13 protein-coding genes and 3 pseudogenes are annotated in these 14,250 nt (G+C 39.7%); 4 read left to right on the top strand and 12 right to left on the bottom strand.

Translation table 11 applies throughout. The annotated features are described in order from the left end of the window. Positions 1–20: 20 nt before the first annotated feature. Together tnpB and BuS5_RS04905 are read right to left on the bottom strand one after the other, a co-directional pair. Complete coding sequence (tnpB, locus tag BuS5_RS04910) at positions 21–383, bottom strand: IS66 family insertion sequence element accessory protein TnpB (RefSeq protein WP_274427634.1); 363 nt, start codon at positions 381–383, stop codon at positions 21–23. Beyond that, positions 380–766, bottom strand: coding sequence for a hypothetical protein (locus BuS5_RS04905; RefSeq protein ID WP_274427635.1), 387 nt, complete (start codon positions 764–766; stop codon positions 380–382). The genes tnpB and BuS5_RS04905 overlap by 4 nt, the downstream gene beginning before the upstream one ends. 100 nt (positions 767–866) lie before the next feature. Between BuS5_RS04905 and BuS5_RS04900 the strand changes: the two genes are divergently transcribed. Beyond that, a complete protein-coding gene (locus BuS5_RS04900) occupies positions 867–1,604 on the top strand; it encodes a hypothetical protein (protein WP_027355176.1) in 738 nt (245 codons plus the stop codon). A gap of 1,269 nt (positions 1,605–2,873) precedes the next feature. Continuing rightward, positions 2,874–4,247 (top strand): group II intron reverse transcriptase/maturase, encoded by a 1,374-nt coding sequence (gene ltrA, locus BuS5_RS04895; RefSeq protein ID WP_036019348.1) that lies wholly within the window; start codon positions 2,874–2,876, stop codon positions 4,245–4,247. Here ltrA and BuS5_RS04890 read toward each other — a convergent pair. Continuing rightward, complete coding sequence (locus tag BuS5_RS04890; RefSeq protein WP_274428060.1) at positions 4,169–4,867, bottom strand: hypothetical protein; 699 nt, start codon at positions 4,865–4,867, stop codon at positions 4,169–4,171. The two genes, ltrA and BuS5_RS04890, sit on opposite strands and share 79 nt — an antisense overlap. A gap of 757 nt (positions 4,868–5,624) precedes the next feature. Here BuS5_RS04890 and BuS5_RS04885 point away from each other — a divergent pair. Then, on the top strand, positions 5,625–6,986 hold the full coding sequence (locus BuS5_RS04885; protein ID WP_274427698.1) for a transposase: 1,362 nt from the start codon (positions 5,625–5,627) through the stop codon (positions 6,984–6,986). A gap of 345 nt (positions 6,987–7,331) precedes the next feature. Here the strand turns inward: BuS5_RS04885 and BuS5_RS04880 are convergent, their stop codons facing one another. The 8 genes and pseudogenes from BuS5_RS04880 to BuS5_RS04840 all read right to left on the bottom strand — a co-directional run bounded on the left by BuS5_RS04880 (position 7,332) and on the right by BuS5_RS04840 (position 12,852). Beyond that, complete coding sequence (locus tag BuS5_RS04880; protein ID WP_274427654.1) at positions 7,332–7,529, bottom strand: hypothetical protein; 198 nt, start codon at positions 7,527–7,529, stop codon at positions 7,332–7,334. 234 nt (positions 7,530–7,763) lie between these two features. After that, positions 7,764–8,883 (bottom strand): IS3 family transposase gene (locus BuS5_RS04875; RefSeq protein ID WP_245266731.1). Its coding sequence is split into 2 segments (ribosomal slippage): positions 7,764–8,609 and positions 8,611–8,883, totalling 1,119 coding nucleotides; the frame shifts between segments, so codons are not numbered across the junction. Positions 8,884–8,977: 94 nt separating this feature from the next. Then, positions 8,978–9,196: a type II toxin-antitoxin system HicB family antitoxin gene (locus tag BuS5_RS04870; RefSeq protein WP_274428059.1), complete on the bottom strand. Its 219-nt coding sequence runs from the start codon at positions 9,194–9,196 to the stop codon at positions 8,978–8,980. Between the two features lie 174 nt (positions 9,197–9,370). Beyond that, a complete protein-coding gene (locus BuS5_RS04865) occupies positions 9,371–9,598 on the bottom strand; it encodes a DUF2283 domain-containing protein (protein WP_274428058.1) in 228 nt (75 codons plus the stop codon). Continuing rightward, the gene (locus BuS5_RS04860) at positions 9,586–9,891 is read right to left on the bottom strand and encodes a hypothetical protein (protein ID WP_274428057.1); all 306 of its coding nucleotides are present in this window, start codon (positions 9,889–9,891) and stop codon (positions 9,586–9,588) included. Before BuS5_RS04860 ends, BuS5_RS04865 begins: the two co-directional genes overlap by 13 nt. Positions 9,892–10,201: 310 nt before the next feature. Continuing rightward, positions 10,202–11,098, bottom strand: a pseudogene (locus tag BuS5_RS20220) (reverse transcriptase domain-containing protein); the annotation flags it as partial. Between the two features lie 33 nt (positions 11,099–11,131). Further along, positions 11,132–11,326, bottom strand: a pseudogene (locus tag BuS5_RS04845) (IS4 family transposase); the annotation flags it as partial. 155 nt (positions 11,327–11,481) lie between these two features. Next, positions 11,482–12,852: a hypothetical protein gene (locus BuS5_RS04840; protein ID WP_274427705.1), complete on the bottom strand. Its 1,371-nt coding sequence runs from the start codon at positions 12,850–12,852 to the stop codon at positions 11,482–11,484. 405 nt (positions 12,853–13,257) lie between these two features. Between BuS5_RS04840 and BuS5_RS04835 the strand changes: the two genes are divergently transcribed. Further along, the gene (locus BuS5_RS04835; protein ID WP_274427721.1) at positions 13,258–13,563 is read left to right on the top strand and encodes a hypothetical protein; all 306 of its coding nucleotides are present in this window, start codon (positions 13,258–13,260) and stop codon (positions 13,561–13,563) included. Between the two features lie 63 nt (positions 13,564–13,626). Here the strand turns inward: BuS5_RS04835 and BuS5_RS04830 are convergent. Next, a pseudogene (locus BuS5_RS04830) lies at positions 13,627–14,229 on the bottom strand (IS4 family transposase); the annotation flags it as partial. Between the last annotated feature and the right edge of the window lie 21 nt (positions 14,230–14,250).

Below are 14,250 nucleotides of genomic sequence, written 5' to 3'. Positions count from 1 at the left end.
AAGTCATTAAATATTTTTTTCTATTTTTTTACAGGAATTGGCCGCCACAATGGTGCAACATGAGCCTTTACAGGATTACCGTTCCAGATCAGAAGCTGCAGTTCATGAACGGCCAGAGGCCTGACCGCCTCACCGGATTTGTTTGGCCACCAGTTGAAACGTCCCTTAGACAGCCTTTTCTGACACATCCAGAATCCTTGGCCATCATACATAATGATCTTTATGGCAGTTGCCTTTTTATTACGAAAAATAAAAACATACCCTGAAAATGGATCGGAGCGCAGCACCTGCCGACAAACAGCATTTAGACCGTCGATACCTTTTCTGAAATCCACCGGGTCTATGGCCAGCAGGATACGCATTTGCGGAGTTATCTGAATCATGGCTGACTCCAAAACTGTTGGGTTATATTGATCAAGTCAGAACTGTCCGCAATTTGCATTGTCATCCTGGCACCGTTCTGATGTTGCATCTCGATAATGCCCTTGAAAGGCAAAGGGGCTTGGGCTACATCAAGTTCGATGAAAGATGCCGTCGGCACGGACGGATTTGGTGATATATTCTGGACGTAATGCTTTAGCTTGGTATGGTTGAGGCTCAAGGCTTTTGATATACGGTGCAGAGAATAGGCAGGGTATAACGAGGCAGCGGCTTCCCATAATGCTTCCGGAATGGCTTTACCTCTATCCCGGCTGTTACGCCATTGTTTAAATTTTTCCCGTACTTCATCCAGACTGTACTCGCCTGAAGGCTGCATAAGATTCATCGGTCATCCTCCTTATATAATATTACGTGATTTGAATGACCGATACTACCTTATTTGAATTTGTTTTTCATGCACGCTTGCCGAAAGGACACGAAAAATTGTGAGAGTCCAACTACTGATAGATGATTGTGAATTTGATTTAGATCAAAAATCCTTAGAAGCTATAATTAAGGCATTACCTGATACCGAGGAGAACTCAATCATTTTTGAAGAATTAGCTAAATCTCCATCTGCAAGAATAAGAAGAATAATTGCCAGTAAACATAACCTTGATGATGAAACATACTACAATCTCTTGATGGACAATTCAAAAAATGTATTTAATGAATTATTAGAAAATGAATATTTTTTGACATACATATCTCAGGAGAACCTCGAATCTTTGATTGACATTTCTGATGAAAAAACATTAACAAAATTGTCAAATAGTTTAACATTCATGACAGAAGCTGTTGCTAATCATTTGCCTACCGTAATTGAAATGGGGAATAGTCTTATTTTGTCTAAAATAGAGGATTTTGTAACACACGACCTGTTTATCTCCAATTTGAATTTATCTAAGTTGGATTATCTAATTCATTTCGGAGATCCTCAGATTTTATCACAAATTGCAAGAGATATTGACGAATTTGCCTATGAATTTGATATTTGTGAAATGGACTGGCTATGTGAAAATCTTCTCGAAATGGATTGTTTCCAAGCTGATTTGGTTTTAGCTGACAATGAATGGACCCCAGTTTCATTTTTGAAAATACTTTCAGAGCATCAAAATCCATCAATTTCAATTACTGCCAAAGAAACTCTTAGAAAAAGGAATGAATCGGAGAAAGATTCATAACAACAAACAATATTGAAGAAAGGCAGTCAAGAGTAATAGATAGGCCTTAAGGTTGTGAAAAGAAATCTAATAACTGTGGGTTTCTGATAATCGATCCTTAGAAAAATTTTGCAAAGACGTTCCACCCGACTCGGGGGCCTGACGAGGTTTTCAAAAGTTTCAGTTTTTAAAAGATTAACCCTTTTAGTAATCGTGTAGGGAACACACTCAGACGGCAGTCTGCTGCCTAAGTTCCTGACGTTGCTTCTATGCGGCTGATGCGACTCGCCGCCAGACGCCTGATAGTTTCGCTGCTCCGGCAAATTTTTGGGTGTGTTCGTAAGTAACGGGAACCACCAATAAGGAAGTGGACTTTTTTAAAGAGTAGGTGTGCGAAGCCCACTGTAAATAATGGAACTATGGGAAGTTTGGGAACTTGTACATTGCCTACAAAGGAAATAATGTCTTATTTTTGAGGCACGGTACTTATATTTACCAAGTAATTCCGACCAATCAGCCCCCCCCCCAGTGCTGCCAACCAAACGCTTCTCGTGCCAAGATAAATCCGAATCGTTGGGATAAGACACAAGGTCTTTGAAACTCGATATTGTTACCAAGTGGGTGCTCGGGAAACGGTTTGTTTCCTTCATCTCTGCAGGGCTTGCTCTGGCATTGATGTTAAGATAGTCCCACCTGACTAAAGACTAACCAGCAGGTCAGTAGCGAAGTCCACAGGTAAACCCGGTAACGGGAGTCTGGAGCTGGACGGAGCAAGATTGCAGGCTCTGTATTGAGCCCCGAAAAATGTATGGTTGTGGTCATTGTGATAATCCTGCTTGCAGGAAAAAGCCGACGCTTTGGAGACAGCGGAAGGCAGCAGTCCTGAATATGCTAAGGCAAGTATTCAGGACACCACCGGGGTCTTAGACCAGGGCATGTACTCAAAGGGGTAGCTCGGGAACTTGGGAGACCCGGATGTTTCCTTGGGTAAAAAGAACGGTAACAGGAAATCCAGCGCAAGCGAAATCCCGGCGTTGCATAGGAATGTCCCGCCTTGCAACGAGTCTGCCATTGGCAGAAACACAAACATTAAAAGATGGGCGATACAAGGTATCAGGGGAGGATAGCGAAGAGCGAACGAACCTGAGATAAACATTCGGAAGTCTTAGCAGATCATAGTACCGATGATTAAGAATTGAACTATCTTGATCGGAAAGGTGGGGAAGTGATGCCCAAGCGACCCACTGCAGGGAAGGTGAAGCAGGGTATAACGTTTTTTTGGCAGGAATTATGGGAGATACACAGATGTCACAAACCATATCAACAAAAAGCCGAGAAATTGCAAGAACGGTCGCTTGCAATTCCAGACCGATAGAATGGGGACAACCACCGGTGTTAACAGGTGGGTCATCCCTTATCAAAATCGAGCTGCTTGCTCAAAGTAATCCTGAACTGGTATTTACATCAGTAGTCCATCGGATAGACTTTGATTTACTGAAACAATCCTTTCGTAAAATTCGGAAAAGCAAATCTGCAGGAGTGGACAAGGTTACGGCAAAGGAGTATGCCGAAAATCTTGATCAAAACCTCTATAATCTGTATGAACGACTGCGGAGAGGACAGTACGTTGCGTCTCCTGTAAAGCGTATCTGGATAGACAAGGAAGGAGGGAAAAAGCGTCCAATTGGCATACCTGTACTTGAGGATAAAATTGTCCAGAAAGCAGCAGCAGCCATATTGAATGTCATATTTGACAGGAATTTTTACAATTTTTCCCATGCATTCAGAAAAGGTCGGAGCCAACACATGGCAATCAAAGATTTACGTGAGCAATGCTTGAAGCAGAATATCAGCTGGATAGTAAGCGCAGATATTACAGGACTATTTGACAATATTAATCACGAGTTACTTAAAGACATGATACGTCGGAGAGTAAGTGACGGCGGAATGATTCGCCTGATAGGGAAGTGGTTGAATGCAGGCGTAATGGAGGAAGGCAACCTGACGTACTCTGAAACGGGCACTCCACAGGGAGGAGTAATTTCCCCTGTGCTCAGTAATATCTTTCTTCATTATGTTTTAGATGACTGGTACGTGAAAGAAGTGATCCCCCGGATGAAAGGGAGATGCTCCATCATACGCTGGGCGGATGATTTCATCCTCGGGTTCGAGTATGAAAAAGACGCATTGCGTGTCATGGATGTATTACCCAGGCGGTTCGAACAGTTCGAGCTGTCACTTCACCCGGAAAAGACAAAACTGATTCGATTTTCCAAACGCATTAGCGGAAAGGGAAACGGGACGTTTGATTTTTTAGGGTTTACATTTTACTGGTCAAAATCATTAAAAGGGTACATGGTAATAAAGAAAAAGACGGCAAGAAAGCGTTCAAGCCGTTTTATGAAGAGAATATGGATATGGTGCAAGGATAACCGTCATAAGCCAATGGCCGAGCAGTATGAGATTCTTTGCAGTAAACTGCGAGGTTTTTACCAGTACTTTGGAGTAATAAGTAACTACAAAGTGCTGGAAGTTGTGTTTGAATATACTGAGAAAGCATGGCGTCGATGGTTAAGCCGAAGAAGTCACAAGGGCGAAGTAATGTTCGAGGACTTGCGCACAACATACCCACTGCCATTACCCAGAATAGTCCATAATATTTGATGCCGTAAGGGCTGCAAAGTTATACGCCAAACGGGGTGTCGCCTGTTTGGTTGATAATCCGGTAAAAAGGATTTGAACCGAGGAACCGTATGAGGGAAATCTTCACGTACGGGTCTGTAGGGGGGGCGTCGGGTAACCGATGCTCCTACCTGGAAAACTGACAGGCCATAACTGAATAATTTGCCGTTATATTTTGTTGATTTAACGGTCCCCTTAAGAATTAGGGGGGCATCACTTTCCCTAAATGTAAAAAAAGCTTCCTTAAAAATGTGAGAAGCATTTAGTTCTTCTGCCGCTGCTTTTGCAATATCTTCATTTGGTTTCCAAAACCAAATACCGCTGTTCATATGTCGTTGTGCGCCTTCAGGTGTATTATATGTTTGCCATCCAAAAGGCATTAACGGAATTAAATACATTGCAAACATATTATTATTTTCATTTAAACGTTGATCAGAAAATGGTGGTATAGCTACTGATTTGTCAATAATTACTGGTGAAATTGATTCTGGTTCAATTCCATATGTCCATATTTTTTGCGATGCACATCCGGTAGCCAATAAAATGCATATACATACCAAATGGTAATATACCATTCGTTTACTACAGTGTTTTGTAAACATAATTAACTCCTTCATAATTTAATAAAAAAATTCGTAACCGTTCACGGAACGTTGAAATTAGAAATTCGGGCATCCTTCAAACCTGATTTACGCTTTGTAGATGTTGCTTTTCGTCTGGTTCCCATTCTCCAGCGTAAAAACCCGTATGGTATGCATTCCCACGCTGGAGCGCGGGAACGAGAAACGTTCAAACTGTAAACTATTTTTTGAACTTATTGAAGGTTGCCCGGGAATCCATAAGTTATTACCCTGAATATTGAGCTATTAACCTTCAACCTTTAACCTTTAAACCCGTGAACGATTACAAAAATTCGTTAGAGATGAATAAAATTTATTGATATAAAGATTGCCAAGCATAACAATCTGCATCACAAGCTGCCCACTCAAATTTGTCGCGGCAGATCAGCGGGCGCTGCTTTTTGCGCTCCGCTGCATTTACATTGCTATGCCGCTTTAGAACCACCTGTTTTTTATAAATACCAAGACGCTGATTAATGACAGAATAATGGAAATTCCTGTTACAATAAAGAAAGCATGCGGTAAATGCTGAAAAGGCAATTCAATATTCTAAGGTACTCCCCATTGTCAAGACAAAAAACAAGGTTTTTTAAGGTGCGCTTTTGAGCTATAAATAATCCTGAAAATTAAAAAAATAATAGTACTCAAGTTTTCGAAAAATAATAGTAGACAAAATTAACAAAACGTGTCAAAATAGTTTGGTTCATTTTTTTTCTCACATATACATCAAGGAGAACAAATGAAAATTCCATGTGCCAAACGGCTTGGTTTTGTTGTAAGTGGTCTCTCTTTTCTTCAACCCGCACTGACGAATGCCCAGATGTATGACTTTACCTTGGTTGCTACAGCATTAATATTAGGGTCACGTCTACATCTTACTGAAATTAGCTGTATGTTGCTGAAAGAGAAAGCAGTGAGCACACTTTCCTATCTTTTTTCGAATGCAAAAATTTGTACAGATGAATTGCAAATGCTCTATTTGCTTCAGACACTCAACACATACAAAATTTCTCATGGCTATTTCATCATAGATGATACCATGAAACATCATACCAAATTTTGTAAATGGATTCATGGTGTTTTCATATTGTTCGATCATGCACTTGGAACCAATTTAAAAGCAACTTGCATTGTTTTCCTCTATTATAGTGATGGGGCACTTATCAAATTCCCCATTGCTTTTCGAGTATATCACAAGGGAACCGGTACTCTTATGCCTTGGCAACGCGGTAAACGGTGTGACTGCATAACCAAATATGATCTTGCAGTAGAAATGATGGAGTGGGCCATATTAAAAGGGTTTCCAAAGTGTATTGTTCTTGCCGACTCCTGGTTTGGAATATCGCCATTTATCAAGGAGCTTAATCGGCTTAATCTTGACTATGTGCTTGAGATAAAAGCTAATCTCAAGATAAGAGAATCATGCAAAGAACCAAAGTTAACTCCAAAGGGACGATTAGCAAAATATCAATACGATCTTGTTGGATTAGCAAAATATTTTGAAAAAATAACAACCTTTGTTCGTTGTGGATTTCCTGCCGACCCGGAAACAGGTCAAAAGGAAAAAGCACTTTACATAACCAAGGCTTCAACAGTTCGCTTGAATGCCATACCTGGCAAACATCGAATAGTTGAAAGTCACGACCCTGCCACTCAAACCATCAAGTATCTCCTCACCAATTGTCTCACCTGGGAAGCCACCAAAATCATTTCTGTTTATAGCCACCGCTGGGTTATTGAGGAGTTTTTCAAGAATGCAAAGCAGTTGTCCGATATGGAGGGAGCCACTATCAGGAGTGAACAAGGCGCAACACTAGCGTTGTACCTGGTGTCCTGGATTGACTTCCTCCTCCATTTGGAGAATTACAAGCAATGCACTGTTGGAAAACTGCCAAAGGAACCATTAACGATTCCTTCAATAGTTCGCCGAGCGCAAAACGAAAATTTGGAAGCGTTTGTCTTGCGAGTACAATCCGATGAGGATTTCGTTAACAAACTGGTTGAATTCAGCAGGGCTAACATGAACCGCAATCGTAAGAAATACAAAGAGTTAGTTGTTATTAATGGGGATGTTGCTGCTCCTATGAAAAAGGCCGCATAGCAAAAAATATGCCAGATGTCAATTTTTACAGGAACTATTTTTCGAAAACTTGAGATAGTAAATAAAAAAAATATGTTTCTGTTTATCATAAAAATGTTCATAAACAACTTAACTAATTGATTTAATAAATAATAATACCATTCTAAAATGTTCATAACTTATTGATAAAATGTTTATAACTTTTTTGTATCTCATTAACATACTGTTAAAATTCAATATTAATATGTTTATAACTTATGCCGCACGTTGAATAGGGCATTCACCAAAATATATTATTTTTACAACCTCACATTGATCACCATTGCTGATAAATCTTGCCTGTTACTTCCTTTAATTTGTCCGATCTTAACTATCAATTTCGTAATCATCCGGCAAATTCAAAAAATCTTTTTTCGCCAATTGACTCTCAATTAAATAACCAATTTGACCATTCCTCTTGAGCTGTGAAATCATCCACTGTGGTAATCTAATTGTCACAAGCTCTCGTTTCAAATGGTCTGGTTTCTTTTTTCGACCAGCCCCTGCACGTTTTCCTCCTCTCATTTTTTTACCTCCAAAACATATAGTATGTTGAATTAAGTGCAACGCTATTCAAAAAATCATCCTAAAAATACGCTATATATTTGATTAGCGTTATGCAATATTCAAACAAACTCTACTACCAACTGATTATGTGTTGGATAGTACGCTTTTATCTTGTTTGCAGCAGGAAACATTTTTTATAATATCAATACGACTTAATGGTATTCTAATTAATTATACAAAGTGGTTCTGAAATTACCCTGGAAAAGTTTTAAAATATATCTCTGCCGGGGTCTGGTAATCCAAAGATTGATGGAGTCGTTCATTATTGTAAAAGCCAAAATATTCTCCAATGTTTTGAATAGCCTCCCTGACGGTCTCATAATTGTGAAGATAAACACGTTCATATTTCACGGTACGCCAAAGGCGCTCTACGAAAATGTTATCCAGAGCACGGCCCCGGCCGTCCATGCTGATCTTCACATCGGCTTTTTTTAAAACGCCGGTAAAGGCATCACTGGTAAACTGACTGCCTTGATCCGTGTTAAAAATCTTAGGTTTTGCAATTTTTAAGGCACCCTGTAAGGCTTTTATACAAAAATCCTTATCCAATGTGGTTGAAAATTCGTAGCTCAGGACATACCGACTAAACCAGTCTATCACTGCTACAAGATAGATAAAACCTGAATTCAAACGGATATAGGTAATATCCGTTGACCACACCTGGTCAACTTGCTCAATGGAAACGCCTCGCAGCAAGTATGGATAAATTTTATGCTCTTTTGATGCTTTGCTCAAATTTGGTTTTGGATATATAGCTTCAAGTCCCATAAGCCGCATCAAACGTCTTATTCGTTTAGGATTAACAGTGTGCCCTTGTCGCTTTAATACGGCCGTCATTTTTTCAACACCGTAGAACGGATATCGGGTATATTCTTCGTCTATCAATCGCATGAGAGCCAGGTTATAGCTCTCATCTTTGCAGGATTGATAGTAATAGGTTGATCTGTTTATTCCCAAAAGATCACACTGGCGCATTACCGGTATCAAAGAATGATTCGGCTCAATGTATTGACGCTTTATATCAATTGAGAAGGTTAGATTTTTTTTTTAGCCAGTCCAATTCGACCTTTAATTGGCCGATTTGCTGGTAAAGCTCCGCCTGGAATTCTTCAGCGTCTTTTTCTTTTTTTTGACGCTTTTTTGAAAATATATCGGGCAATTCTTCTAATAGACGCTTTCGCCATTGATTTATTTGATTTGAATGAACTCCATATTCACTAGATAGTTGAGAAATCGTCTTTTCCTTTTTAACCGTTTCAAGCGCTACTTTAGCTTTGAATGATGCACTGTAATTTTTTCGAATTTTACCCATTGATGAGCCTCCTTTTTGTTGATCAGGATATACTCATTTTACACCTTAAACAACTGTCCAGTTTTTGGGGAGTATTATACCAGGTCCCGTCGCTTCATCCAATCATCACCGTATCTTGGATAGTGTCATCAGGCAGCCCTCGGAGGATGTCAGCCTTGCGATCCTCCAAGATCAACTCAATAGCCTGTCGCAAATTAGCCTTGGTTTCCTCTATTGTCTCACCCTGTCCATTGGCACCAGGCACCTCCGGGCAGATAGCCCAGAAGCCGCCCTCGGGTGCGGCTTCTATGATTGCTGTGAATTCTGCCTTCATTATGATCTCCTATCGTTTGATGTTGACCGAACGGTTGAGTTCAGGGGCAAGCGGGATTTGCAGCAATCAACTTTGATTAACCTGGGGCTTGGCCAGTAAGACTAAACTCCAAAAAACCGCGCTGCCCGCTTGTCCCTTGAAATGATTTGTTAGCGCATTTAAAATAACCAATTTTTACCGTTTGCTCGCATGTAAAATAGTAATACCCACAATAGTTTCACCTTCATAGCGTATAATTATATCTTCATCTGTGAGTTCACTATCAGTAGCATGACTTGGTTTTTTGAAATTAATATAAAGTACATCTGCCTCGGAATCATATGATGACCATAAATATCCCTTTGGAGATTGTTTTACTGTGGGTATTAAATTTAGATAATTCTGCATAGCTATTTCGGCCATATCTGTTTTCTCCTATTAAGAGATTTTATCCTGCGTGTTAAAAAAGCAGTGATGATAAATCCATCATTGTTTAGTTCACGGTATACCACAACAAGAAACTTACCTTTTTCAATTTCTCGAATACCCAAAAGTTCTTCCTCTCCTCCAGCTAAAATTCTGGATGGGTTTTCTATAGCTTCCAATACTTCCAAACGCATCCCTGCTAATTCACAGTGTTCTTCAGTAATATGTGCCCACCTCTCATCCGTCAAACGAATAGGAATTTTATTTTGGGACAGAATAGTTTCTATCATATCTTTATTATACCCTAATCAGAATTAAATTAAAGATGATTTTGCGCTAACGACAAGCTCACCGGCCGCCAACATGCGGAAAAAAGCCTTACGCAAACGACAACATTTATGCGGAAGAGAGCGTTTCAAAAAAAACACCGCTGTTGGCGGTCGGGTTCCAGGTAGGAGCATCGGTTACCCGACGCCCCCCCTACAGATCCGTACGTGAAGATTTCCCTCATACGGTTCCTCGGTTCAAATCCTTTTTACCGGATTATCAACCAAACAGGAGACACCCCGTTTGGCGTATAACTTTGCAGCCCTTACGGCATCAAATATTATGGACTATTTTGGGTAATGGCAGTGGGTATGTTGTGCGCAAGTCCTCGAACATTACTTCGCCCTTGTGACTTCTTCGGCTTAACCATCGACGCCATGCTTTCTCAGTATATTCAAACACAACTTCCAGCACTTTGTAGTTACTTATTACTCCAAAGTACTGGTAAAAACCTCGCAGTTTACTGCAAAGAATCTCATACTGCTCGGCCATTGGCTTATGACGGTTATCCTTGCACCATATCCATATTCTCTTCATAAAACGGCTTGAACGCTTTCTTGCCGTCTTTTTCTTTATTACCATGTACCCTTTTAATGATTTTGACCAGTAAAATGTAAACCCTAAAAAATCAAACGTCCCGTTTCCCTTTCCGCTAATGCGTTTGGAAAATCGAATCAGTTTTGTCTTTTCCGGGTGAAGTGACAGCTCGAACTGTTCGAACCGCCTGGGTAATACATCCATGACACGCAATGCGTCTTTTTCATACTCGAACCCGAGGATGAAATCATCCGCCCAGCGTATGATGGAGCATCTCCCTTTCATCCGGGGGATCACTTCTTTCACGTACCAGTCATCTAAAACATAATGAAGAAAGATATTACTGAGCACAGGGGAAATTACTCCTCCCTGTGGAGTGCCCGTTTCAGAGTACGTCAGGTTGCCTTCCTCCATTACGCCTGCATTCAACCACTTCCCTATCAGGCGAATCATTCCGCCGTCACTTACTCTCCGACGTATCATGTCTTTAAGTAACTCGTGATTAATATTGTCAAATAGTCCTGTAATATCTGCGCTTACTATCCAGCTGATATTCTGCTTCAAGCATTGCTCACGTAAATCTTTGATTGCCATGTGTTGGCTCCGACCTTTTCTGAATGCATGGGAAAAATTGTAAAAATTCCTGTCAAATACAGTAGTGTCCGGTTAAGTTTTTGCATATAGCATTTGCTCTTTGATAATCAGATTATTAGACCATACGTTTTTTTCGTCAGTACGTAATTCGTTCTGGATGGTATTTCTAAGCTGACGAATCCTCTTTATTGATACAGGTTCATTAAACTGTTCATGGCAGTATATGGCCATAAGCAGGTAGGTTATTAACCCCGCAAGGATTTGAACTGGGGTGTCTAAATCCCCATAATTAGCTTGCTCAGGATTTGGCCCCCCCTTCAGAATATAAGTTATGTATGTCAATTTGCTCCATTTATAAACAAAGCATTAACATGTTGATAATACCCATTATTTATATTTGAATGTGGTCAAACAAATGCTTATTAAGCTGCGGCACGGTTATTATATTCAGCATTATTGGGCGCATAAGGTTGTTTTGTAAACTTATTTACGGGCCCACCTAATTGTTCAAAATTTGCTGTAATATCAGTTACATCTTTTGATTTTTCATCATTTTTTGGCACCGGTAGAAGAGTTAAACCACAGTCAAACTCAGTTGACAAACTATCTGTAAGGCTTCCGGGGGTTGGTAAAATTTTTCGGCGCTGCCGAGTTAAAGACAACAACTTATTTTCAACTTCCTGTTGTTCCTTTACTGTAACGCCCATTGCCATCCGAACGGATTCTCTATTCACAGATCCGCAAAAAGCCGGTAAACGAAGTGCAATTCGGTTTGCATCTTTTACTTCTCCTGTACCATGTGTTTTACCAAGTCCAAACAGGGATTCAATATTATCAGAACAAATAGGCATTCCAGTATTGCCCATGCCCAATGATTCAGCGACTATTAATTGTTTTTCCATCCAGGTAATAAAACCGATACGTACTTGAGAGCTTTGAGGGATATTTTTTAAAAGTTCTTTGCACTCTTTGTAGGTTTTCATATTCAAGCCTTGAGCTTTAAGAATTTCCTGGCTTTTTAAAAGAGGAGATGCATCACGAAGAAATCGCTTGATAAACTGTTTATATTCAGGAAGTTTACCAAGATAATTCCTAAGTTTTGAAACTACAGAGTCCTTTGAAACTCGCCCCCGTGGTGAGTGCTTAAGAACCATTTCAGCCCATTTCACCATTCGATGAATATTCATGAATCGAGCTTTTGTCGAAACCTTTGGGGGTGCAAAAAATGCAAGTACTGTTTGCTTAAATTTTTTTGAGGCTTGTCCGCAAGCAGAGATAAAACAGTCATACGAAGGATGTTTTGTATATTCTTTTTTTAATAGATTGGCAACAACATGAGAAATATCATCAATGGAGAAACTTGAAAATCCTCTTTCATTTAGGAGTCTGACACCTTTCATGAGGTCCATTCCTCCGTCTTTCAAATATGCAGCAGGTTTTCCGGTGATGAGAATCACCTTTTGTAAAAAATTTGCAATGGATTCTCCAGTCCATGATTTCGCCACTGAAATTGCTACACAATTGATGTTTTCAAGAGTTGGAGCACCTTCATGATTTTTAAAATGATCAGTTCTAAGCTCCAAAATAGCAAGAATTTTACCAGCTCCCAATGCTATTGAGGTATCTATCATCCAAATAGCACCATTTACAATCTTATCCATATCAAAAGAAACAGAAGAAAGCCCTTTATAGTTCCAGATTTTTGATAGTGAATATCTGGTGACCCAGTTAATGATCGTTTGAGGGCACGGTATTTTGGTTATCCCAAGGTATGCTTGTAAAATGCCAAACATTCTTGATATTGCTCTGAATCCAACGTGTCCGACCAAAAATAGGCGTAAAGAAATAAAAATCAATTCCTCCTTACTATTAACCGACAATGTGTTCTTTTTACGTTCTTGTTCTAATTCTTGTCTATTTTTCCGGAGTTCAGACTTGTATTTATTTCGTTCATTTTTAGTACGTTTCAGCTCAGCTTTCTGATACTTAATTATACGAGTACGATCAACTGCTTTGTCTTTCCAGGCAGTTCTACTTTTTTTAATTTTGAAACTTTACTCATAGCAATAACCATCTTTTTGGTTAAAATATTTGAATATATAGGGAATAATAATTTTTTTCAATCAGCAATTTTGAATTATTGACGGCATTTTGTTATGGTCTACGCAAATTTTACTGAAAATATTGAAGGTGCCTGAATGACATATGATAGATTGCAAGCAAAAATAATCCCTGGCAAACATTGTAGCTTTTGTGGAAACGATTCTGTTCCTTTAATAAAAACAAAATGTTGTGACCAATGGATTTGCTGTGACACTTCTTTTGCATCTATAAAAGGTGGAGATTATTGCCAATATCATCACGAGCACGAGGGTCTCTGCCATTTTCATTACAATAACAGCCATTCAGGGATATGGCAGGAGTGCAAAGAATGCCGGGATTTGGTTGGGGAAGATAATTTTAATGCTGCATTTCATGACCCCAACAATGTGCCAAGATATTAATCGCACTCATGATAGGGCCAAAAGTTGAGCAAAAAAAGTAGCCACAAAACTGAGTTTTTGGACACCCCAGATTTGAACCATCAGGCCATATCTACTGTGAGCAATCAAGTGGTACACTTTTAAATGTTTCTTCCACCATTTGAAAAAAGTTTCGATATCCCATCTAAGCTTATAAACGGTTGCAACCTGCTCGGCTGTAAGATCATAACGATCAGTTGCCACAAAATATTTGACACCGGCAATTTTATAACCAACCAGTCGAACCGGCTTTCTGGTCTGGTTTACCCCAGGAGTGCCAAGAAGAACCACAGCATCATAAAAAATATAGCTGTCGGGATCAACAGGCTGCTCTTTGATAATAGTTCTTGTTGTTTTCGCTTTGATGCGGCAAACAAAATGTTTTTTTTCATCCTGAAGAAGATCAAAATCCTTATGTGATTGATACCCCCGATCCATGATTCCTGTTTGGCCTTTTGTAAGGATAGACCTGACAAAGGGGCGTTCAGCGCCATTTCCATTTGTCAGATGAATTTTTATAGGAATCTTGCGATTGACATCAAAGCCGAAATGGCCTTTTGCTTTTTTAGCGCCTTTTCTGTAATCAGCCCAGTACATGGACAGAACTGCATCAATTAAAGATCCATCAATGGAAACGAGTTCACCGAGATCTGTGTCCTTTCGGCAAGC

Origin of the sequence: Desulfosarcina sp. BuS5 (assembly GCF_028752835.1) — a bacterium.
In the GTDB taxonomy this organism is placed as follows: domain Bacteria; phylum Desulfobacterota; class Desulfobacteria; order Desulfobacterales; family BuS5; genus BuS5.
This window is presented reverse-complemented; position numbering and strand designations above follow the sequence as displayed.